Source organism: Thiomicrorhabdus sp. zzn3 (assembly GCF_029767755.1).
Taxonomy (GTDB): domain Bacteria; phylum Pseudomonadota; class Gammaproteobacteria; order Thiomicrospirales; family Thiomicrospiraceae; genus Thiomicrorhabdus.
Genome location: NZ_JARUQS010000001.1, coordinates 1,119,093 through 1,141,314 on the forward strand (window position 1 = coordinate 1,119,093; position 22,222 = coordinate 1,141,314).

Here is a 22,222-nt window from a genome sequence, read left to right on the forward strand (position 1 = left end):
ATTAAATACACTGATAATTAACCATCAATTTTACTGATTCGTCCGCCTCACCAAATAAGCTGGAATTAACCATAAAATCACCGCCGTCGCGGTCGCCAATGACAGCAGGGTCACCCAAGAAGCCTGTTGAATATCATCATTGCTACTCAACAGCAATACGCCAACCCCTAAAAACAGTGTCCAGCTGCTTAACCAGATAGGACGTGCGACACTGGCCATGGCATACCGTACCGCCGAGTCGTTATCACGAAACAACCCTTGCTTGGCACGGACATAGCGCGAAAAAAAATGAATGCCGTCATCGACAATCAATCCCATCGGCACCATCAACCACAATAACGGTAAACTTGACGGAGCAACCAGCCAAACAAATAGCGCAAGAGCAAACAATAACGCGGCAAAATTCGCCAAAGTATTGAGCAGTGCTAAATGCACACTGTGCCAGAAAACCACAAACAACAGCGCCAGCACCAGCAGCATCCCCCACATATTGGCCATGGCATTCCAGATCATCGGCTGACTCAACACCAACCCCAATAGAAGCGTTAACATCCCCAGCGTCAACGCCAAACTCAAACGCGGATAGCGCTTCATCCAATCCAGTACAAACAGGTAGCCGTGACGATCAGATGGATTCCCCACCCTGAACTCCAATAACCAACTCAGCAAAATAAGCGGCAACCAGCTCAGAGTCACGGCATAACTTAAAATGGCGCCTAGCGTCACCACGACCGCCATCGATTGCAGTTGTGGTTCATACCAGGCCGCAAAGACAAAGCCCAGCAAGGTCGTTAAATTGGAGAGAAAGATCGGGCGGTGATTCAATTTTAGGGCTTCCGCAACAGCATCAAATTGAAACAGACCACGCGCCATTTCGCGTAACAGACTGCTTAAGACATGAATCAGATTACTGGTCATCAAGGTCATCACGACCACCAGACCCAATACACTGTTCGCATCCAAAACCACCCCCAACCAACCAAGGCCGCCAAGTGTCATCAACAGAATGTAAAGACCCAATCCCAACTGAACCAGCGCAGTTCTAACCGACGCCAACAACCAGGCCAAAGCCGCAGACATCACCACCAATGACGAGGCCGATATCCCCCAGGCCTGCCAGGAAAGACGACTTTCAAAAAAAACCAATCCCGACAGACACATTGCAGATAACAACGCCAGCAAGGCCCCTAGCAGCTTTTTATGGTGCGCCATAATCTGTACCCAATTAAATGCCCAGTTCATGTCTTATCCTTTATGTCCACTGGTTTAAACAACAACTCACCTTGAAAGCGTCGAACTCAATAACCTGCCGCTAAACAAGAATTCAAAGCGTACGGAATAGACGCCACTTTCGTAAGCCAGACGCGTAGTTTAAAATAGTGCGCTTTAATTGATAAGCACAACCGCGAATCAACCCATCACTGCAACTACCCGCATCTGACATGACAAACAAACGTTCACTTTTCGATCTTAATGCCATTTCCCTTCAAGGGCACCGCTCCTATTGGGCTAATCTAAACTCCGCCGAACAGAGTCTGGCCATTGCCCGCCACTGCCAAAACGCAACAGGCCTGGTGGTGGTGATCACCCCGGATTCCCAAAGCGCAAGTCGCATGATGGACGAAGTGCGATTTTTTGCCCCTGATCTGCCGCTGATGAGTTTTCCGGAATGGGAAACGCTGCCCTACGACCGTTTTTCCCCGCATCAGGACCTGATTTCCGAGCGTTTAAAAACCCTCTATCGCCTGCCGCAGACTCAGACAGGCCTGCTGATTTTACCGCTCGCCACGCTGATGCAACGCGTCGTACCGCACGATTACATTCAAGCGTTTACCTTTCTACTCTCTACCGGTGAACGCCTTGACCTGGAACAGTTTGCACAAAAACTTGAAACCGGCGGCTATCAACGCGTCAGCCAGGTGATGGAGCACGGTGAATTTGCCATTCGCGGCTCCATTATCGACCTCTACCCGATGGGCAGCCGCCTACCCTACCGCCTCGACCTGTTTGATGATGAGATCGAAACCATCCGCAGCTTCGACCCGGAAAGCCAGCGTTCCATCGAACAGATCGAACGCATCCAGCTGTTACCGGCCAAGGAGTACGATTTTACCCCGCAGGGGATTGAGCGCTTCCGCCAGAAATTCAAACTCGCCTTCGGTGATGACAGCCGTCACTGCCAGCTCTACCAGCAGGTCAGCGACGCCCAAGCAGTCGGCGGACTCGAATACTACCTGCCGCTGTTCCATGAACACCTGACATCACTGTTTGATTATCTGCCGGACAATACCCAATTTTTTGATCTTGATGATCTGCAGACCACCTTGCAACAGGTAGAGCACGACTACAACGAGCGTTACCAGATCGGCCAGCACAATCCCGATTACCCGATTCTGCCACCCCAGGAACTGATCCTGGGTGAAACCGAACTGCTGACCACGCTCAAACAGTATCACCGCATTACCTTGCAAACAGCGGTCAATAGCAAAACCACCGTTTCGTTTGACACCCTGAACCTGCCTGATCTGAGTGTGCAGCCGCAGAGCGACTATCCGCTGGCGCGCCTGAACGCCTTTTGCGATCACTATTGCGGTGAAAACCAAGGACGTGTGATTTACAGTGCCGAAAGCACCGGGCGCCGTGAAACTCTGATGACTCTGCTCGGCAAACACAAACAGCATCCGCATATCGTGCATAGCTGGGAGGAAGCCCTAAAATCCGATCAGGCCTATACGATTGTCGTCAGCCCGCTGGAAACCTCGATTCACACCCCGCACATCAGCGTCATTTGCGAAGCGCAGATTTTCGGGCAGACCGTGGTGCAAAAACGCCGCCGCAAACGCAAGCACAGCGATTTCGACACCGCCATCAGCAACCTCATCGAACTCGATATCGGCAGCCCGATTGTCCATATCGACCACGGTGTCGGCCGCTATCAGGGATTGCAAACGCTGGATGTCGGCGGTGAAGAGCGCGAATTCCTGACGATCGAATATGCGGGTGAAGCCAAACTGTATGTACCGGTCACCTCACTGCATTTGATCAGCCGCTATACCGGAGCGACCCCGGAAACCGCCCCGCTGCATAAACTGGGCAGCGACAAGTGGGACAAAGCCAAGCGCAAAGCGGCGGAAAAAGTCCATGACGTCGCCGCCGAGCTGCTGGATATTTATGCGCAACGCGAAGCCCGCCCCGGTTACGCCTTCCAAACCCCGCAAGAAGCCTATCAACGCTTTGCCGCCAGCTTCCCGTTTGAAGAGACCCCCGATCAGCAGGCGGCGATTGAAGCGGTCATTGACGACATGCACAGTGCCAAGCCGATGGATCGCTTGGTGTGTGGTGACGTCGGTTTCGGTAAAACCGAAGTGGCCATGCGTGCCGCCTTTGTCGCCGCCTATGACGGCAAACAGGTCGCCGTTCTCGTGCCAACCACCCTACTGGCACAACAGCATCTGGAAAACTTCCGCAATCGTTTTTCCGACTGGCCGGTGCGTATCGAAGTGCTGTCGCGTTTCCAGACCGCCAAGGAACAGAAGCAGGTTCTCGCCGACCTCGAAGAAGGCAAAATCGATATTATCATCGGCACCCACAAGCTGATTCAAAAGGACGTCAAATACGCCCATATCGGCTTGATTATCATCGATGAAGAGCACCGTTTCGGCGTGCGCCAGAAAGAGCAGCTGAAAAAACTGCGCGCCGAAGTGGACGTGTTGACCATGACCGCCACGCCGATTCCGCGCACCCTGAATATGGCGATGAACGACCTGCGCGACCTGTCTATCATTGCCACCCCGCCGGCCAAGCGTCTTGCCGTGCAGACGTTTGTCCAGGAGTGGAACGAGGAGGTGGTACGCGAAGCCTGCCTGCGTGAAATCCGCCGCGGCGGACAGATTTATCTGCTTTACAACAACGTCGACAAGATCGAGAAGATGGTCGAAGACATGCAGACGCTGATTCCGGAAGCCAAGGTCGATTACGCCCACGGTCAGATGAACGAACGCGAACTGGAAACCGTGATGGAGAACTTCTACCACCGCCGTTTCAATATTCTGGTGTGTACTACGATCATTGAAACCGGAATCGACATTCCAACCGCCAACACCATTCTGATCCACCGCGCCGACAAGTTCGGTCTGGCGCAACTGCATCAGCTACGCGGCCGTGTCGGTCGGTCGCATCATCGCGCCTACGCCTACCTGTTTACCGCCGGCAAATCGCTGCTCACCGCCGATGCCGAAAAACGCCTGACTGCAATTGCCAAGCACGACACTTTGGGTGCCGGTTTTATGCTTGCCAGCCACGACCTGGAAATTCGCGGCGCCGGGGAACTGCTGGGGGACGGTCAGTCCGGACAGATTCAGGAGATCGGTTTCGGCCTCTACAGCGAACTGCTGGAACGCGCCGTCAAGGCCTTAAAGTCCGGTAAGCAGCCGGAACTGACGACCTCATTGCATACCGGCAGTGAAGTGGATTTGGGGGTACCGGCGTTGATTCCCGAAGACTACCTGCCGGATATTCACAGCCGCTTGGTCTTCTACAAACGCATTGCCAGCGCCGATAACGACGATGCCTTGCATGAACTGGAAGTGGAGATGATCGACCGCTTCGGCCTGCTGCCGGATCAGGTTAAAAACCTGTTTGCCGTTACTCAGGTCAAATTGCTGATCGAACCGATCGGCATCACCAAACTGGATGCCAGCGAAGCGATGATTCGCGTGCAGTTCAATAATCAACCAAATATCGACCCGTTAAAGCTGATTCAGTTGATTCAGGCCTATCCGAAGAACTACCAATTAAAAGGTCAGACCGAGCTGAAATTTTTCGATACAATGCCAACATTGGAATCCCGAATCGCAGCCATTGAGTTGATGATTCGCTCGATAAAAGCGGACGCTTAAGGTACAGTCAATCGCACTATGAACTCTTCTTATTTAAGAACCGACAAGATGAAATCGGCCACACCAACCTTTATTCAGCAGATAACGCGCACCTTTTTGATCGGCAGCCTGGCTTCATTGAGTTTTGTCGCGCAAGCCGCAGACAAGGTAGAAGTGATGGGTATAACCAATGCGGTCGAATCGACGGCAGAGGCACAACCTGCTCTGCCCCCGCCGCCTCCGAAGTTTACCCAACCCGCCAACGGTGAAGATGCCATTCCCAACTACACCTTGGAAGTGATTGTATTCGAGACCTTTGCCCTCAAAAGTTGGACCGAAGAGTATTGGCCGGAAGACATTGAAGAACCGGAAATCGAGTCGGCTTTCTCTTTGCAGGCACTATTAGACGGGCAGCAGGATAGCGGTGACATGCAAGTTAAACCCCAAGCCAACGCCCTCACCGATCAAGCGGCGCGTCTCAGCCCCAAAAAAGGTTATCGCATCTTGTTTCATCAGGCCTGGTCACAAAATACCGCCGGCGACCAGGAAATGCCGAAGATCAGTATTGAAGGTGCTTACGGCACCACCAATGTTTATGGCACCGTTAAGCTCTATAAAAGCCGCTATGCCCATGTCGATTTCGACCTGAATCTGGAGCGTCGTATCCCGGATCGCATTATCGATGAATTTATTGACCATCAAAAGCTGATGCCAACCAATGAAAACGGCTACGCTGAGAATGCGCCTTTCGTCGCCCCGGAGTATTGGTCTTTCAAACTCAAAGAAGCCCGCAAGATTCGCCCGAATCAGCTTCACTACCTGGATCACCCACAATTCGGCGTTCTGGTGCAACTGCGCTATAACGGCCCCGCAGAACTTTAAGCAGCTATTAAGAAAAGATTTCGACAACTCCCTTAAAAAGCAAACAGGCCTGCCAGGAGTTATTTCCGGCAGGCCTGTTCAGTTTCAAAGAACCGAAAAACTTAAAACGCCAATCGATCTTCCAGCTTTTCCAATGCCTTGAGGGCACACGCCTCATCCTTTTCGCCACCGGGCGCACCGCTGACACCGATTGCCCCAACACGTACCCCGCCGCTGATGATCGGTACCGCACCGACCATCATTAATACGCCATTCACATGATTCAACTCCGGACGGATATCGCCGCGCTGGGCACGGAAGTCACCGGATTTCAGCCCGGACATAATGGTTGAATTGGCTTTCTCCTCGGCGATTTGCAAAGTAAACTTGGAGGCAAAATCATCACGCAACGCCACACGTTGATTACCGTGGCGATCCACCACTACCGCACTGACAGAATAGCCTTTTTCACGGCACGCCGTAATCGCTTCACTTGCCAGATCGCGCGCCAGTTCCATGCCAATATTACGTTCGTCCACTACATCTTCGGCAAACGCCGCGGGCGTGGCACTTAACATCCCCAACACCAACAACATAGCTGATCGAACGGTTTTTGCACCCTGTAATCTCACATCGAACTCCTTTTGCCATGAAGGCCTAGCAGGCCTGTTCAGTTTAATCTGCGTTTATTTTTTAGGGTTGCAGAGGTAAACATCAAATACCATCACCCCGTCTTTCACCGGGGCACGCGGCACAATGGTGTCCCCGCCCATCAACGCGGCTTCGTTTTGTGCTAACGCGGTCAATTCTCCGGTCATTTTGTCTGCATCACGCTCAATAAAACCGATTTTGTGTTTAACCAGCGAGCGCGTATAACCGAGTTTCTCGCAGGACGCTACCTGCTCATAACTGCTGACGCTCACCTGCGCGCCCTGCTCACTGACCTTTACCCAACTGCACGCAGACAGTGTCGCCACAGCTGTGGCTGCAACCAGTGCTCTGACCCCTGCCGTCACCTTTTTCATGATCTTCTCCTTTAGCCCTTAGCGGGTTAGATTGAAATCGTTAACAGATCTCTTTACCCTGTCTATAATGCAAACAGATCGCAAATAGATCAACCTGTTTGCAATCTTTTCACAAAAGGGGTCAAAGCCTTGTAACAAATGGATAGACGCAGCTATGGCTTCAATTTTAATTCTCATCGGATTGCTTTTGGTAGTGATCGGCGTCATTGTTAAATGGGCACCGGGTTTACTAAGCTGGTTTGGCCAGCTGCCCGGCGACATTCACATTCAAACCGCCCGTGGCGAGCTCTTCATCCCTTTTACCTCGATGATCCTGACCAGCATTGCCATCAGTTTAATTTTGAACTTCTTTAAACGCTGAAGACTCCTCAGGCCTTTAACGGTTTGACGTTCAGCAAAGAAACGAACAGCGAGATCACGATAGTGCCGAACATAAAACAAAATAGGCCATGCGACGTCAAAACACCCCAGGTGAGCAAATCAGCAGGCACAAACGGCGGACTCAGCGCAAACTGGGTATGCATGGCTTGCATTAACGGCGCTTGCCACGCACCCAGCAAATAATCAGGAACTTCGGCAAAGGCGCCCACGATTTGATAGACGCCAGCAAACAAAAACATCGCCGTCAGGTAATTCACCATGGCGAGCACAATCACCCGCCCGGTTGCCGACACGGCCGTGCCTTCGGTGATTTTACAGATGCCAAACAGGATCACCCCGAGTTCTTTATTAAGAATACCGATAATGCGCAACCCTAATAACAACGCAATCCATTGCGGCAGAGAAAAAAGACTGCTTAAAATAAACAGGCCTGCTGCCAAAACCAGCCAGCCCACAATGTAAAACTCCGACAGGAACAGGCGCCGGTTGCGCAGTTGTTGCCAGGAATCAGACTCCGGTTCAAATGCGAATTCCCTGTTTTTAAAATAACGATCCAGCCAAAAATAAGGGGAAAGCGCATAGATCCAGCGTATCAACTCCTTAACAACAGCCGCAATATTCATACTTTTATCATCCTCACGCAGAGATTTTGATCGATTAAAACTCTATACGATCCCCGGGCAACAACAACGGCCAACCTTGTTTTTTCTGCACCCGCACATGCGTCATATCCAAACCGTGTCCAAGAATATAACGCCCGGCTTTCAACCAGGGCTTGACCTCGTCAAAGCTGGCATGCCAGGCATTGGCTTTTGGGCGTGAATCGATTATAAACACACCTGCCGAATCCAATTGAGAATACAGCGCTTCATCAAGCTTACTGTCACCGGTATAGGCTAACCGAGGCTGACCGTCAATTGACAGCAGAAATCCACAGCTGAACTCGGAGTGTACACCTTCAAAAAAGGTCACCGCTACCTGATCGTCCACGGCAATCGCTTCACCGCTGGAAGCGGTCTTCCAGCTTGCCAACTCCTCGGCACTCATCAAACTCAAATGCTCTGCGAGACGATGGGTTTTCAGACGATGGGCGACCTCCTCTTGGGCCAAGACGGTCAGTTTGCGCCCCTGTGCCTGCTCCACACGTAACACCACCGGCAGCTCCGCCGCATGGTCACTGTGATTGTGAGTAATCAAAATATGCTCCGGAAAATGGCCAAAATAAGAGAGCACCTGCTTGCCGACACACAAGCCAAGATCCACCAGACAAAACGGTTCATTTTCTCGCAGCAACATAAAACTGCTGCTGACCAGACCGTCATAAATGGAAGAAGCGCCCGAGCCACAGCCCAGTACCACCAGTTCATATTTCATCTGTGCTTCTCCTTTAAGATTTATAGAATGCCGTTTACATCACGAAGAAACGGCCCCTAATTGTAAGCAATTCCCCGTGATAACTTATAAAATTTTCCTATGATTAGGCTAATCGATTGAAAACCGCTTATCGATCAAACGCTGCTATCATCCCTAAGTTCGCACGGTTTTTTAACGCTTGATTTGAATAAAAATTACCTATATTCTTGGCTAAAAAGCCGAATGTATTTTCAAAAATTTCAAATAATTAAAACCGATTGTCCCAAGCGAAGAGTCCTATAGAAAAGCCCCATGTCGTTTTTGTCTGTGATTACCCTGTTGCTGGTCTACCAGCTGATTGGCGAACTGATTGTTCTGCAACTGGCTCTGCCCGTACCCGGTCCGGTGATCGGCATGCTGTTATTGCTATTGACTCTATTGTTCAAGAAGCCGCTGGCGCTGAAAATGGAACCCACCGCGCAACAGTTTCTTGCGCATCTTTCACTGCTGTTTATTCCCGCCGGGGTCGGGGTGATGGTGCATTGGGAACGCCTGCAAACCGAATGGCTGGCTATTTTGCTGGCTCTGCTGATCAGCACGATTTTAGGCTTACTGGTGACCGCCGGAATCATGCTATTACTCATGCGCTGCTCCGGTCACTCGCCATCTCAGCCTGATTCTAAGGAGACACCATGATGTCACCGTCGGCCATTTGGGTTTATCTGCATGCCAATCCACTGTTTGGTCTGACCCTGACTTTGGTGTGCTATCTGGTGGCATGGCGCTTTTATGAATGGGGGCGCTACAACCCGATACTGAACCCGGTAGCCTGGGCAATCGTGATCATTATTGCGTTGCTGTGGGCGCTAGATATGCCCTATCAAGACTACTTTTCCGGTGCGCAATTTATTCACTTTTTGCTCGGACCTGCTACCGTAGCCTTAGCCATTCCGCTCTATTTTCAGCTACGCAAACTCAAAACCATTTGGTTGCCGTTAACTGTGGCACTGATCATCGGCATCAGCTTTTCCGGTGTCAGTGCGTACTTTATCGCCCAATGGCTTGGTGCCAGTGAACAGACCATGCTTTCGATGATTCCTAAATCTGTCACCGCTCCGATTGCCATGGGGATCAGCGAACAAATCGGCGGACTTCCTACCTTAACCGCAGTGTTTGTGGTGATTACCGGCGTTCTTGGCGCTGCCATCGGCACTTGGCTGTTACGCAAATTCAGAATTGAGGACGAATCGGTGAAAGGTGTCGCCATGGGGGTGACAGCTCATGGGCTAGGCACCGCGCGGGCTTTCCAGATCAGTCCGCAAATGGGCGCGTTTGCCGGATTGGCAATGGCCCTGTCCGCTTCCATTTCGGCATTTGTCTTACCGCTGGTGCTCACACTGATCAGCGCTTGATCGAGGCTCTGCCATTCTCAACAGGCCTGTTCGATTTCGTCTCGCAAAGCATGCGACTTCCTTGTTAAAGCGGTAAGATAAACATCAGAAAAGCGTTTAATCAGCGCTTGCCTTTTTTGATCGAAGTCGGCCTCACTCTGCTATTCAGGAGAATCATCGTGCCCCCTGTACAGTCCCATTCTCACTCATTGTCCGAGATCAAAGTCGTTCTGCTCGACTTAAGCGGCGTTTTGTACGCAGGCGACAATCCGATTGCCGGAGCGACGAAAACCCTGAGCTGGTTGCGCCAACAGGGGTATGTGGTGCGTTTCGTCACCAATACCGCCACCGAATCGTCCACACAGATCCTGCACAAACTGCACTCTATGGGATTTGAACTGGACGCATCGGAACTGTTTACCGCGCCTATGGCTGCCAAACATTATCTGCAAACGCACCAGCTCCACCCCTTTTGTCTGTTGCACCCCAACCTTCTAGCGGAGTTTGCCGACCTGTGCAGTGATAAGCCCAATTGCGTTCTCCTCGGCGATGCACAAGACGACCTCAATTACGCCAATCTCAATCACGCTTTCCAGTTATTAGAGCAAGGCATGCCCTTGATCGGCATCGGCAAGAATAAATACTTTATGAGCCACGATGGTTTACAGCTGGATGCCGGTGTCTTTATCCACGCCTTGGAGTGGGCCAGCGGTAAAACGGCGACAATCATGGGCAAGCCGGATGCCCACTTTTTCTCTGAAGCGGTGCTCTCCACTGGATTCAGCGTGAATGAATGCCTGATGATCGGGGATGACGTGCAAAGCGATGTTCAAGGTGCGATGGATGCGGGACTTCAGGCGGCCCTGGTCAAAACCGGCAAGTTCAAAGAACGTGATCTCGAACAGTTACCGAAATCAGCCTATTTAATCGATTCTATTCAAGGGCTTCCCAAGCTGCTGAAGCCCTAATTCTATCTGCTGCTTTTAACCGGCCTGCCCGGTTTCTACCGAATCCAAGACAATCTCATTAACTTGCTTTTAGAGCATACGCGGTTTCACTTCGCGTTTATGAATTTTCTGCAGCAAAAATTCGCTGACAAACGCCGTCATTAAAAACGCCAATAGAATCCATATCACATGGTTCGACTGCTGGAAAACATAGCTCACCGCCAACCCAATCGCCAGCGACGACAACCCAATCGCCATCCCCACCCATAACCTGGAAGCTCCGGTTTGCTTAATGATTTTCAAATGGCCGATATGGGTAATAGCGTGTACAAACAGCACTGAGATCGAACCGATGGCGGCAATCTCGTTTAAATCGAACAGCAACGACATCACTATGACCAGCACCCCGCTGATGACCAAGCCTTCCCGGCTGTGCGCAATCGGCACGCCGAACGCCTGCGGCAGTTCGCCCTCCTTGGCCAACTGATAGGTCACATTCGTCACCGCGTAGAGGTTGGCGTTAATCGCCGATGCCGTGGCAATCATCGCAATCACCGTCACCACGGTAAAACCAATCGAACCAAATACCGGTAACGCGGCCTGAGCCAAAGCAAAATCCTTGGCCTCAATCACCGATTGCACCGGCAAATTGCCAAATACCGCAAACGCAATCCCGACATACAGCAGCATAACCAACAACACCGCCGTCATCATTGCTCTGGGCAAGGTTTTGGCCGGATCAGGCATGTCTTCAGCGGTATTGGTAATTACCCTAAAGCCTTCGAAGGCAAAAAAGGTCACCGCCAAACTGAAAAAAATGTAACTGGTCGGAGGATAATGTTTGGGTGACAGCAGTTCTGGCTGTAACACCATGATCCCGGCAATCGCCAACACGCATAACACCAGCAGCTTCAGGGCCACCGTCAGCCGCTCCCAGAACGCCACATCCTTGGCCCCTTTTAAGTTGATGAGCACAAAGAGAATGACAATGGCAGACGTTAAAACCGGGTGCCAAATCGGCGACGCGTGTTGTGGTAGAAAAGTGATGGTGTAATTGGCAAAAGCCTCGGCAATCAGGCTTAAGGACACCACGGCGGCAAAATAGAGCATCACGCTCATGGTGCCGGAGAAATAGCCCACGCCGTAGGCTTGAGTCAAATACTCAATCATGCCTCCCGAAGATGGAAACGCCGCGCCGAGTTTACCCAGTGAATACGCGCTCGACAACGCAATCAGCCCACCAATGATAAATGAGAGGTATACCGCGCTGCCAGCAATGGCACTGGCCTCCCCGAGTAGTGCAAAAATGCCGGCGCCGACCATAGCGCCGACTCCCATCGAAACGGCCGACCAAAATCCGATTGGTTTTTGCGTGACATGCATGACCTTAACCCATAGCGTTTATCGTATTAGCAAAGGGGCGCTTATCGCAGCAAGAGACTTTTTCTTAAACCGAGCCATAAAAGCGCAACCCCAACCATTTGCATCACATGGTAAACACCATTGTGGTCAAATGGCCAGATAAAACTGAATGTAAACTCTTTACCCGCTTGAACCATCGCGGCTAACAGAGAGACAGATACTCCTGCAACCATATACCAAGCACCAGAACGCCTTTTCGATAACGCCAGCCAAATATAGCCAAATAGCGCCAACACCATCCCTACGGCTTCATAGATAATAAACACAATGAATTCAGACCTGAGCAGATGCACAAGAAAAACCATTATAGCCAACCCCACAGCAAGAGGAATAAACCGCCGTGCCATGCGCTCCCCCCAAATCTCATAAGCCACAGCCAGCATAAACAGCGCGATCACGCCATCCAGTGCCAGATAGAGTAGAGACCAGATCAATGTTTGCTGCGCTTCGGTTAATTTAAAACCATGAGCACTTGTTCCTAGTAGACTGGCGGCAGCGAGCAGTGAAAATACCCAGAACCAAAGCTTAATTTTAAAAGGCTCTGCCTGGCTGATCCGTTTGAGGTAGAGCGCACTGAACGCCGCCGCCATCGCCAGCAAAGCATCGGTAACGGCGGTGGTTTGTTCGGTTGGAATATCAATCCATTCCACTTAAGCGCATCCCCGTGGGTTCAGCCCTTGAGAGATGGCTTTCTTGCAGCAGCAGAAATTTAAACAGGCCTGTTCAGTGTGCAAGACGGCTACCCTTGATCAACAACCATAAACACAAAGCGAGCTCGGTCATCAAAGGAATCCCATAAAGCGGTTCAATCACTCCCAGGGCTTCGGCAAAGAGAAACCGGCTGAAACTGCCGAGCAAATACACCGCCGCTGCGGCAATCAAGCCATAACCCAATAACTTAGGAAAATAACTGGATTTAATCATCAAATATCCAAGGATCAAACTGGAAACACCAAAGAAGATCAACCCCAAGTCATAGCCGTGACCATGCACATCCAGAGTCATCAACAACAGGTTCTGAACTTGACTATCCCCCAACCCGCCTTCGGCATTCATGCCATAGCCTGCGCCGTTCAACAGCAACATCGCTGCATAATAGCTCAATAGATTAACCCCGATAATGGCGGCCTGCATAAGGCGAAACGCGGCGGCCATTAGCGATAGTGTTTGATTGACCGGTTTGAACATCAGATAAAACAGCACGGCAATCGCCACATCACTCAACAGCATAATTGCATCGGCGGCAAAGCCTAATCGGAATAAACCTTGCGACCCTAGGATGTTCGTTGTGGTCGCCGCGGCATCCCCAGCCACAATCAAATTGGAGCGAATAAACACTTCGCTGCCAATACCGCAGACGATGATAATCAAATAGAGAATACCGGCTAACCGGGCGTACTGCAGATAAGGATTCATCTCGGCTTTTGTCTCCATCAAAGGCTCACTCCGAAATGTAACGGTTTCTTCCGGACGCTTTCGCCTTATATAGCAGTGCGTCTAAACGGTTCTGTAATGAAACCAGACTGTCATCTGGGCGAATTTCAGTTACCCCGATGCTGATGGTTAGCTCTATTCTATTCGTCCATGTGTGTTCAGCGACTTTAACTCTAAGCTCTTCGGCTTTTTCAATCGCTTCATTTAATGAGGTGTTTTGCAACAGCAAACAAAACTCTTCCCCTCCCCAACGGAATAAGAGGTCATCATCACGCACACGGCTTCTCACAAAAGCGGACAGACTTTTAAGAATTTCATCCCCCACCAAATGGCCGTAATCATCATTAATCTTTTTAAAATAGTCCAAATCGAAAAAAATCACGGAATTGTAATGTTCTGCCTGCTCGCTGCCTTTTTCGGTAAGCTGCGTCATAATTTTATTGAAATAACGACGGTTGTACGCATGCGTCAACTCATCCCGATAACTGCTATGCGTAATCTCCTTCTGCACTTTTTTTGATACCTTGAGAGCCTGAACAGCAGTAATTAATTTCCGGTGATAACGGTTGAAAATCACGTAGAGAATGGTAAAGAAAATTGAAAACAGAGCGACATTCATCATCACATGGAATTGCAATTCATAACGGTGCTTTTCACTGAACTCAGTCACATCTTCCAGAATCTGAAAACGCACCAACTCCCTACCATCGTACGTCTTGAGATAAACGTCTGAAATAATCAGATAGGTACGGTCGTCATAGTCGACAAATTCATCATCTTGATGCACCCCCAGCTTGATCTGTTTAAATAAGTCGTCGGTATAAATAATCGAATAATCGCTGATCTTCTCAAAATGTGTTTCATAACTTAAGTTCTTCAGGCTGTCGGTCTTCACGAGAATACGCGACTTAATATCAAACTTTTGCCTGAGAGCATCGACAAAATATTGGGGACGAATACCAAACTCCAGCGCCCCTATGTGCTTGGAATTGCGGTCAAACATCGGGGTGGTAATACGATAAGTAACGCCGTTTTTTCCGCCTTCGAATCCACTGGCCTGCTTTTTGTTGCGGTTGACATAGGCCACAATCGGTCTTAACTGAGTGAGGTCATCATCGAAGCTCTGGGGCTTATGCATGCGCAAAATGGTGATGTTTTCAGGGTCAAAAAAATGCATTACATACAAATGCGGTTCAAGCCTTTTAAGCATCAGATAATCAGAAGCGACCAAATCATAAAGCTTCAACCGATCCCTTGTAGCAATGGCCTGAGTTATGGCCGGCATCGAACCGTAATGAGCGACTAAAAAACTGAATTCACGGTTTAACAGTTCAAGAGAATCTTGAAACGTCGCCTGAACCCGTGCTTTAACCATGTTCAGTTTGGATTGATACAAGGTTTGCTTGTTTTGGACACTGAAGTAGAGATTGGTACCGAAACCAGCGGCACAGAGAAACACAATTAAGGCAAAGATTGAACCTATCGACGGAATATCTATTCGGTTATGTTTCTCAGCAGATTTTGACATGCACTGCCCACCCTCAAATTGTTTCAACTCACTATTTGCTGAAACTAAAGAAAGATCAACTTCTTGCAATCATACGACGGTTAAGCCTAGAAAAAAAGCTTAACGCTGGCTGTCAACCAAAACCGTTACCATGGTTAACCGTAAGACCCCCTTTCCAGTGAGGTAAAAACCGATCGGTTATGGCCCGTTAAGTGCATTGATTTCAATGTGACGCAATAAAGTCAAAAAAGCCCGAGACGCCGCAATCGACGCCGTTTCATTCATAGTGTGGTAACCCGTCGTCGGAATCTGCAAAGTGGTACCGTGCACCAATCCATTGGCATTGGCACAGATACGGCCAAGTTCGGTGCGACCCAGTGGTTGACGCGACTGTCCGGATCCGACACGTTGCTGATTTAACTGTTCGATGTAATGATCTTTGAAACCAAATGAAATATCCAGCTGTTGACACAGTCGTGCGAGATTCTGTGTGGTTTCGACATGAAATTCCGCATGCTCGTCGCGGTTGCGCAGGGTCACTAACTGCTTGTCAGCCTCTTCCCGGTTACGGTATGGACTCGTATCCAGTACATAAAGCTGGTTGGTGGATTTACCGAAACGGCGATACCACTCGAGCAGATAACGCCAACTGCCGCCACACTCCTCTTCCGCAGTAAAAAACGCCGTGCCCTGATAGCCTAGACTAAACAGATGCACCAGCATGGCCGCAGTGAGGACATTATCCAGCTGCCCGGAAAGCAGCCCCTCTTCCACTTTCAGTTTGTCGCTGAACCCGACCGGCGTACCGGCCACCAAATGCTCCAACCCTTCCACCTCAAAAATCAGGTTATTGCGATACTCGCAAATATAAGCGTTATCGATCAGGCCTTTGCCGCGATAAGCCCCTGACCAAGGTTCATAAGCCAGTACCGGCGTGTTTTCAAACCGGTTCATCAACGTCAATTTAATTTCTTGATCCACATCCGTACCCAACAGATCGGTACGTTTGCCAGAGACAAAAGCAGCAAACTGAAACTCGTTAGGCCCGGTACAGATCAAACCGTGACGGTCAATATGGCTGGAAAAGTGGCAACTGTCCGGATTATTCCCCTGTGCCACCAACAAACCTTCATACCAAGTCACCTTGGCGCCGCGCTCTTCCAGTTCGCGCTGCAACACTCGGAAAAAGGCGTGCTCCGCTCCTACCACGCTCGGTTGGCGAATCAGCGCTTTTAATAGATCCAGAAACTCGTCAAACTGATTCTCATCGGTTTCTACTTCGGCTTCAACTGGATCAGGGAGTTCAACAGCAATTTCAGCAGGCTGCATCGTAACAGGCATGACGGTTCTCACAAACAAGGCAATAAAACAGAGGTACTCAAACGCGCACCCATGGAACGATTTGAATTCAATTTATAAGTTGTTTATCTGCCTTTAATTTGAATTCAAATTTTTGTCATTATACGCCGCACAAAACGATCTTGTTTTCTTTAATAAGATCAAACGACTACTTACTTAACTCACCGACCATCTAGCATCGATGAATATGATTTTCGGAAGGTCAAATTAACCTGGGCGTTTTTTAAAATCTCCATGTCGCCAGCGCCACAAGAAAAGCACTATCAATCCTGCAATGTTGGAATACCATACCCAAGGATGACTCCATGCAACGCCGTCATAAAATGACGTTGAAACCGGCCATAAAAACTGCGTAGGGAAAAAATCGGCTGTATGGAACGGAATATCCAACAGGATATGAAACGGCCAGGCCAGCATCGCAAAGGCCACGTCTTTTCGCCATAAAGCCACGAGACCGATCACGGCAAACGCGATCAGAAGACTATGAAACAGGTTATATTGAACAACAACCCAATCAGGAATCAGTGCAAGACCAGGTTTGCCAAATTGAAACCCATTGGTCAGTAAATGGGCGGGCAGCCATAAACCAAAAGAAACCAGATCCGGTAAGGCACCGAAAAGCATGGCTAACATAAAGCGGCCACGTTTTCCGAAAAGAGCGGCGCCCCACAGGGTATGGCTCAGCGTATCCATAACAGACCGAAGTGCAAATAATTTCTGTTATTACTCAAAGATGTATCTAAGAGTCCTCATGCTCTTTTGATTTTAAAATCACCGCTTGCGCTGCAATCACTTGTTCACCATTAAAGGTCAATGCCGGTGAACCGTAGAGCTCATAACCTTCATTAAGCAACTGGGTGACTCTTTCACAAAAGGAAGCGTCATCCGGCCCGGTGATCAATTTGTATCCCACAGTTTGCTGCATCATTAAATATCCTTCAATTTTGAAAACCGTTATTATGTTATTCAATCCAGGTTTACTTTGATAAACCATTTGGGCTGCATACGCCCAAAATCGGTTCTGACATGATTTTTCAAACTCTTTTTCGAATCAAGTACATAGCTGCCATCACCATCACGAACAAACACGACCCAATGCCAATAGGGCTTGCTATTGTCCAAATGCCATTTAATGGCAAGCAGAGCACAATCGGGCAGGGCCTCCCAGGACGAAAAGGGGGTGGTTTGCGCCTCTACACTGACTCCAAGCCGTCCAAGCAGCCTTAACATATGATCCGTTTCAGACCACAAAGCATCGTCTTCTGCATAGATGCCTAATCCATTGGCTACCGATTTAGCGTGCTGATAACTGATTCCTGCCACAGCGGCGGCAGAGGCGATGGCGCAACCTGTTTTTTGTTCCTGAATGACCGGTTTCATAACATCATTATCAATGGATTAAGGCACAATTATGTCAATTTCTACAACCATAGACGATTAGCCCGCCATAGCGCAATAAAATAATCGAAACGGCTGGACGTCGATTTACATAAAACCCATCGCGGCCGCAAAAACCAAACGCCATATATGTTAAAATCCCGCTTTTTACTCTCGACTTAAAGGACGACAGAAATGTCACAAAAATATACCACCTCGGCTGAAATTGTAAGCTATAGCCTGGGCCGCCAAATGGGTGATCAGTTTGCCGCCGATCCGTTTGACGGTATTGATGCCAAGGCCATCGCTGCCGGTGTCATTGACTCTCTATCAGGCACTCCTAGCCCGATCAGCCAAGACGATTTTCAAAAAGCGTTTCAGGAAATCAATGAAATCATGCAAGCCAAAGAAGCAGAAAAAGCGCAAAAGGCGGCGGCCGAAGGTGAAGCTTTCCTGGCTGAAAATGCCAAGAAGGACGGTGTCATGGTTACCGATTCAGGATTGCAGTACGAAATTCTAGAAGCCGGAACCGGCGAAAAACCGACTGCCGAATCGGTGGTTTCTACCCACTACCACGGAACCTTAATTGACGGCACTGTATTTGACAGCTCGGTTGAGCGTGGTCAGCCAGCACAATTCCCGGTTAACCGCGTAATCGCCGGCTGGACCGAAGCGCTGCAAATGATGCCGACCGGCTCAAAATGGCGTCTGTACATTCCGCATAATCTGGCCTACGGCCCACAAGGCTCCGGTGGGAAAATCGCCCCCTACTCTGCATTGATCTTTGATGTAGAACTATTGGACATCGTGTCCTAAAAAATACAAGCGGGGCCTAAAGGCTCTGCGTTGCATTCTAGAAGCACTAAACTTTTAGCCCTTGTCCGGCTTTCTCTAATTCCATTAATCACCACTGAGCTGACCAATCTAACCGCAAGCGGTTGACCGGTCAGAGACTTGTAATCTATTGAGAACCTTATCGATTTTGCACTAACCAGCGGTCTAACTGATTGGCAAAAGCCTGGCGGTCTCTTTGGCTTAACGCATCCGGCCCACCGGTTTGAACTCCGCTGGAACGCAAGCTTTCCATAAAATCACGCATATTAAGGCGTGCGCGGATATTGCTTTCGGTATACAACTCGCCGCGCGGATTGAGGGCCAAAGCGCCTTTGGCAATAACTTCCGACGCCAGTGGAATATCTGCAGTAATCACCAGATCATTGGCTTCGCATTGCTGCACAATCCAATTATCCGCGACGTCAAAACCGCCTTCTACCTGGCGAAACTGAATCAGCTTTGACGGCGGTACGCGTATGGCGTGATTGGCCACTAAGGTCAATGGGGTTTGCGTACGTTGGGCCGCTTTAAACAAGATTTCTTTAATCACCACCGGACAGGCGTCCGCATCCACCCAAATTTTCTTCATTGCATGCTATCTTTTAAACAAGTTCGATGCGGCTATTTTAATGCTTATTAGAATGGGTCAAACGATAAATATTGCCAGAATCGGTCCCGATATAAATTCGTCCCTCTTTATCGATCGCCAGACTGCGCAGGCGCTGATTGAGGGGTTGCAAATAGCGATTTTCTTTCACCGGCCGCTGTTGGGCATTTAAAACAATGTGGTTCAGGTGCTGCAGTTTCAGGGCACCGGTTAACAGGTCACCTTGCCAGGATTTAAACTCCTCACCGTCATAGACCTGTAAATCACTCGGGGCAATGGACGGTATATACACCTTAATCGGTTCTTGCATCCCCGCCTTATGCTTTACCCCTACCGCAAAATCCGAAAAATATTCCAGACCTTGGGACACCACCGGCCAGCCATAGTTGCGCCCTTTCTCAATCAAGTTGATCTCATCCCCACCTCTCGGTCCATGCTCAACCTCCCAAAGTCGATCCGTTTTCATATCGTAAAACAGACCTTGCGGATTACGATGGCCGTAGCTCCAAATTTCATCCAACGCTTGTGCATGATCTACAAACGGATTATCCCTGGGCACACTGCCGTCCATATTCAGACGAAGAATACTGCCGGCATGATTGGTTAAGTCCTGCGCGTTGGATCTCACCCCGCGATCGCCAATCGAGAAAAACACATGCCCCTTGCCGTCAAAGGCGATGCGACTGCCAAAATGAATATTGCGTAAACTGGCCGAATCGCTGACCAACAGATCCTGCCAATCCGTCAAAGCGTTATTTTTCAATTTAGCCCGCGCCAACGTGGTTCTCGCCTGAATCAATTCCGGCTTACTGTAGGTAAAATAAAGCCAGCCTGTTTCCGCATAATCCGGAGGAACCGCCACATCCAGCAACCCACCTTGATTTTGCGCATGCACCTCCGCCACACCGGATAACCAGATCACACGGTGATCTGACACATCCAACAGGCCTGCCTTCCCTCCCCGTTGGGTAAAAATGATTCGGTCGGAATCCACAAAATCCATTCCCCAAACCACGCCCAAATTGCTGGCCATTTTTTCAATCTGGATAGACTTATCATTTGCCACAACGGCTTGAGAGAACAAAACGAAAAACAAAACAAACGATTGGCACAGGCGCATGGAATACTCCTCTCTTCAGAGTTTCACCCATTCTAATCTGAATTAAAGAGATAACCAAACCCTCTAGGATGAAGGGTTCCGGCAAGCAAGATAGCCAATTAGCCAGCCAACACAACCCCACATTCCGGCATTAAGGGCAATCGAAACCAGAAGGATCGCCACATTAAACTCCCCTTCCGTCGCTAGCAGCAGAAAACCTGACAACCAACCAACTTCACACATTCTGAGCAGGACGACTGGTTCAAACTCCATGATCAGACAAACCAATGGCAACATCACACCCATCGCCGCAAACCTGCGCGCCCACTGATTACCACGAGCTCTTTTGTGTTTCTCTAAACCACTTATCATCTGATTCCATCCTCTGTTTAGGATTCATTTATGGTACCTATCTTGTTCCTCATAAATCAAAAAAGACGAGCTAATCATGAACAATCCTGATCAAAAACCAGTTCGGCAACTCGCTTTTGCAGAGCTGGAAGCATATTCTCTTCAAACCAGGGGTTGTTGATAAACCAGCGAACATTTCTCGGACTCGGATGCGGCAGCGGCACTTGTTGGGGCCAGTAGGCCTGCCAGTTTTTCACGCGTTCGGTCAAAGACAAGCCGTCTTTTCCAAAATGGTAATCATGGGCGTAACGGCCAATCACCAACGTCAATTCAAGCTGAGTCAGCTGTTCCAAGAGAGCTTCACGCCAGGCAATGGCGCACTCCGCTCTGGGCGGAAGGTCGCCATTGGCCCCTTTTCCAGGATAACAAAACCCCATCGGTAGAATCGCAATGGCGCTGGCATCGTAAAACATATCACGAGAGAGACCGAGCCAGGCGCGCAGCCGATCGCCACTGGCGTCATTAAACGGCATGCCGGATTCATGCGCTTGGATGCCTGGCGTCTGCCCGGCAATTAAAATCTTAGCTTGCGGATCAAACTGCAACACCGGCTTCGGCGGATACGGCAGAGCCGCTTTACAGATTTCGCAATGGCGGATGTTATTCAGCAGAGTCGAATCAGAAACCATAAAAAAACCTAAACGGCAGCGAGGATAAACCCCGAATCCCGTGCGTTTGCATTATAATCCAGTTCAATTCGATCAATCCGATAACGACGAGTTCAGACGTGTCATTACAAACCTCACTCAACAAGCCCTTTGCCCAATCCTGCGAAGAGAACAAACAGGTCATTTTGCAAGCTATTCAGGGCTTTTTAACCGATCGACAAACGGTATTGGAAGTCGCCAGCGGTACCGGACAGCACGCCGTCTTTTTTGCCGAACAGATGCCGCACCTGATTTGGCAGACTTCCGATCTGATCGAGTCGCATGACGGCATCAAGCAATGGATTGCCGGTGCACAGCTCAACAATATCCTGCCGCCGCTATGTTTGAATGTATCTGAAGATGAATGGCCGTCGAGCACCTACGATGCCGTCTTCAGTGCCAATAGTTTTCATATTATGGCCAAAGAGAATGTTGAAGATTTCTTTGCCCATATCGGCCAGGTGCTGAATCCCAACGCACTGGTAATAATTTACGGTCCGTTTAACTACCATGGAGGTTTTACCAGTGAGAGTAATGCGCGCTTTGACGAATGGCTCAAACGCCGCAATCCGCAAAGCGGCATTAAGGGTTTTGAGTGGTGCAATCAGCTTGCAAAACAAGCCGGGCTAAGCCTAATTGACGACATTGAGATGCCACAGAACAATCGAATTCTGGTGTGGAGAAAATAAT

Annotated in this window: 25 protein-coding genes; 8 read left to right on the forward strand and 17 right to left on the reverse strand. The window is 49.5% G+C overall.

Features of this window, described 5'->3' with window-relative positions:
- Nucleotides 1-30: 30 nt before the first annotated feature.
- On the reverse strand, nucleotides 31-1,242 hold the full coding sequence (locus QCB44_RS05220; protein ID WP_279408337.1) for a hypothetical protein: 1,212 nt from the start codon (nucleotides 1,240-1,242) through the stop codon (nucleotides 31-33).
- 200 nt (nucleotides 1,243-1,442) lie between these two features.
- Here QCB44_RS05220 and mfd point away from each other — a divergent pair, with 200 nt between their 5' ends.
- Together mfd and QCB44_RS05230 are read left to right on the forward strand one after the other, a co-directional pair.
- Complete coding sequence (mfd, locus tag QCB44_RS05225; RefSeq protein WP_279408338.1) at nucleotides 1,443-4,898, forward strand: transcription-repair coupling factor; 3,456 nt, start codon at nucleotides 1,443-1,445, stop codon at nucleotides 4,896-4,898.
- A gap of 18 nt (nucleotides 4,899-4,916) precedes the next feature.
- Complete coding sequence (locus tag QCB44_RS05230) at nucleotides 4,917-5,759, forward strand: CsiV family protein (RefSeq protein WP_279408340.1); 843 nt, start codon at nucleotides 4,917-4,919, stop codon at nucleotides 5,757-5,759.
- Between the two features lie 101 nt (nucleotides 5,760-5,860).
- Here the strand turns inward: QCB44_RS05230 and QCB44_RS05235 are convergent, their stop codons facing one another.
- On the reverse strand, nucleotides 5,861-6,370 hold the full coding sequence (locus tag QCB44_RS05235) for a heme-binding protein (protein WP_279408342.1): 510 nt from the start codon (nucleotides 6,368-6,370) through the stop codon (nucleotides 5,861-5,863).
- Nucleotides 6,371-6,424: 54 nt separating this feature from the next.
- On the reverse strand, nucleotides 6,425-6,763 hold the full coding sequence (locus QCB44_RS05240; protein WP_279408344.1) for a DUF4156 domain-containing protein: 339 nt from the start codon (nucleotides 6,761-6,763) through the stop codon (nucleotides 6,425-6,427).
- Between the two features lie 154 nt (nucleotides 6,764-6,917).
- Between QCB44_RS05240 and QCB44_RS05245 the strand changes: the two genes are divergently transcribed.
- Entirely contained in the window at nucleotides 6,918-7,124 is a 207-nt protein-coding gene (locus QCB44_RS05245; RefSeq protein WP_279408346.1) for a DUF2905 domain-containing protein, read from the forward strand.
- Nucleotides 7,125-7,131: 7 nt separating this feature from the next.
- Here the strand turns inward: QCB44_RS05245 and QCB44_RS05250 are convergent, their stop codons facing one another.
- Together QCB44_RS05250 and QCB44_RS05255 are read right to left on the reverse strand one after the other, a co-directional pair.
- Entirely contained in the window at nucleotides 7,132-7,767 is a 636-nt protein-coding gene (locus QCB44_RS05250; protein ID WP_279408348.1) for a hypothetical protein, read from the reverse strand.
- Between the two features lie 34 nt (nucleotides 7,768-7,801).
- Nucleotides 7,802-8,518, reverse strand: a complete 717-nt coding sequence (locus QCB44_RS05255) for an MBL fold metallo-hydrolase (RefSeq protein ID WP_279408349.1) — start codon at nucleotides 8,516-8,518, stop codon at nucleotides 7,802-7,804.
- A 291-nt stretch (nucleotides 8,519-8,809) separates the two neighbouring features.
- Between QCB44_RS05255 and QCB44_RS05260 the strand changes: the two genes are divergently transcribed.
- The 3 genes from QCB44_RS05260 to QCB44_RS05270 all read left to right on the forward strand — a co-directional run bounded on the left by QCB44_RS05260 (nucleotide 8,810) and on the right by QCB44_RS05270 (nucleotide 10,856).
- Nucleotides 8,810-9,193, forward strand: coding sequence for a CidA/LrgA family protein (locus QCB44_RS05260; RefSeq protein WP_279408351.1), 384 nt, complete (start codon nucleotides 8,810-8,812; stop codon nucleotides 9,191-9,193).
- A complete protein-coding gene (locus tag QCB44_RS05265) occupies nucleotides 9,190-9,909 on the forward strand; it encodes an LrgB family protein (protein WP_279408353.1) in 720 nt (239 codons plus the stop codon). The genes QCB44_RS05260 and QCB44_RS05265 overlap by 4 nt, the downstream gene beginning before the upstream one ends.
- Nucleotides 9,910-10,067: 158 nt before the next feature.
- Nucleotides 10,068-10,856, forward strand: coding sequence for a TIGR01458 family HAD-type hydrolase (locus QCB44_RS05270; RefSeq protein WP_279408354.1), 789 nt, complete (start codon nucleotides 10,068-10,070; stop codon nucleotides 10,854-10,856).
- A gap of 69 nt (nucleotides 10,857-10,925) precedes the next feature.
- On the opposite strand, the gene QCB44_RS05275 is transcribed toward QCB44_RS05270, so the two are convergent.
- The 8 genes from QCB44_RS05275 to QCB44_RS05310 form a co-directional block, all read right to left on the reverse strand.
- Nucleotides 10,926-12,218, reverse strand: coding sequence for an APC family permease (locus QCB44_RS05275; protein ID WP_279408356.1), 1,293 nt, complete (start codon nucleotides 12,216-12,218; stop codon nucleotides 10,926-10,928).
- A 41-nt stretch (nucleotides 12,219-12,259) separates the two neighbouring features.
- On the reverse strand, nucleotides 12,260-12,907 hold the full coding sequence (locus QCB44_RS05280) for a hypothetical protein (protein ID WP_279408357.1): 648 nt from the start codon (nucleotides 12,905-12,907) through the stop codon (nucleotides 12,260-12,262).
- A 73-nt stretch (nucleotides 12,908-12,980) separates the two neighbouring features.
- Complete coding sequence (locus tag QCB44_RS05285; RefSeq protein WP_279408359.1) at nucleotides 12,981-13,691, reverse strand: DUF4386 domain-containing protein; 711 nt, start codon at nucleotides 13,689-13,691, stop codon at nucleotides 12,981-12,983.
- A 7-nt stretch (nucleotides 13,692-13,698) separates the two neighbouring features.
- Nucleotides 13,699-15,219: a diguanylate cyclase gene (locus QCB44_RS05290; protein ID WP_279408361.1), complete on the reverse strand. Its 1,521-nt coding sequence runs from the start codon at nucleotides 15,217-15,219 to the stop codon at nucleotides 13,699-13,701.
- 177 nt (nucleotides 15,220-15,396) lie between these two features.
- A complete protein-coding gene (locus QCB44_RS05295) occupies nucleotides 15,397-16,539 on the reverse strand; it encodes a peptidase M42 (RefSeq protein ID WP_279408363.1) in 1,143 nt (380 codons plus the stop codon).
- A gap of 225 nt (nucleotides 16,540-16,764) precedes the next feature.
- Complete coding sequence (locus QCB44_RS05300; RefSeq protein WP_279408365.1) at nucleotides 16,765-17,250, reverse strand: hypothetical protein; 486 nt, start codon at nucleotides 17,248-17,250, stop codon at nucleotides 16,765-16,767.
- Between the two features lie 46 nt (nucleotides 17,251-17,296).
- Nucleotides 17,297-17,485, reverse strand: a complete 189-nt coding sequence (locus QCB44_RS05305; RefSeq protein ID WP_279408366.1) for a DUF1737 domain-containing protein — start codon at nucleotides 17,483-17,485, stop codon at nucleotides 17,297-17,299.
- 38 nt (nucleotides 17,486-17,523) lie between these two features.
- A complete protein-coding gene (locus QCB44_RS05310) occupies nucleotides 17,524-17,937 on the reverse strand; it encodes a hypothetical protein (RefSeq protein WP_279408368.1) in 414 nt (137 codons plus the stop codon).
- A gap of 192 nt (nucleotides 17,938-18,129) precedes the next feature.
- On the opposite strand from QCB44_RS05310, the gene QCB44_RS05315 reads away from it, so the two are divergent.
- Nucleotides 18,130-18,750 carry an FKBP-type peptidyl-prolyl cis-trans isomerase gene (locus QCB44_RS05315; RefSeq protein WP_279408369.1) on the forward strand — a complete coding sequence of 207 codons (621 nt, stop codon included), beginning with the start codon at nucleotides 18,130-18,132 and terminating at the stop codon, nucleotides 18,748-18,750.
- Nucleotides 18,751-18,907: 157 nt separating this feature from the next.
- Here the strand turns inward: QCB44_RS05315 and QCB44_RS05320 are convergent, their stop codons facing one another.
- The 4 genes from QCB44_RS05320 to QCB44_RS05335 all read right to left on the reverse strand — a co-directional run bounded on the left by QCB44_RS05320 (nucleotide 18,908) and on the right by QCB44_RS05335 (nucleotide 21,514).
- Nucleotides 18,908-19,357 carry a YaiI/YqxD family protein gene (locus QCB44_RS05320; RefSeq protein ID WP_279408370.1) on the reverse strand — a complete coding sequence of 150 codons (450 nt, stop codon included), beginning with the start codon at nucleotides 19,355-19,357 and terminating at the stop codon, nucleotides 18,908-18,910.
- 37 nt (nucleotides 19,358-19,394) lie between these two features.
- The gene (locus tag QCB44_RS05325) at nucleotides 19,395-20,495 is read right to left on the reverse strand and encodes a PQQ-dependent sugar dehydrogenase (protein ID WP_279408371.1); all 1,101 of its coding nucleotides are present in this window, start codon (nucleotides 20,493-20,495) and stop codon (nucleotides 19,395-19,397) included.
- Nucleotides 20,496-20,558: 63 nt separating this feature from the next.
- The gene (locus QCB44_RS05330) at nucleotides 20,559-20,846 is read right to left on the reverse strand and encodes a hypothetical protein (protein WP_279408374.1); all 288 of its coding nucleotides are present in this window, start codon (nucleotides 20,844-20,846) and stop codon (nucleotides 20,559-20,561) included.
- A 74-nt stretch (nucleotides 20,847-20,920) separates the two neighbouring features.
- Nucleotides 20,921-21,514, reverse strand: coding sequence for a uracil-DNA glycosylase family protein (locus QCB44_RS05335; RefSeq protein ID WP_279408377.1), 594 nt, complete (start codon nucleotides 21,512-21,514; stop codon nucleotides 20,921-20,923).
- 98 nt (nucleotides 21,515-21,612) lie between these two features.
- Here QCB44_RS05335 and QCB44_RS05340 point away from each other — a divergent pair, with 98 nt between their 5' ends.
- Complete coding sequence (locus tag QCB44_RS05340; RefSeq protein WP_279408379.1) at nucleotides 21,613-22,221, forward strand: DUF938 domain-containing protein; 609 nt, start codon at nucleotides 21,613-21,615, stop codon at nucleotides 22,219-22,221.
- The last annotated feature ends 1 nt before the right edge of the window (nucleotide 22,222 follow it).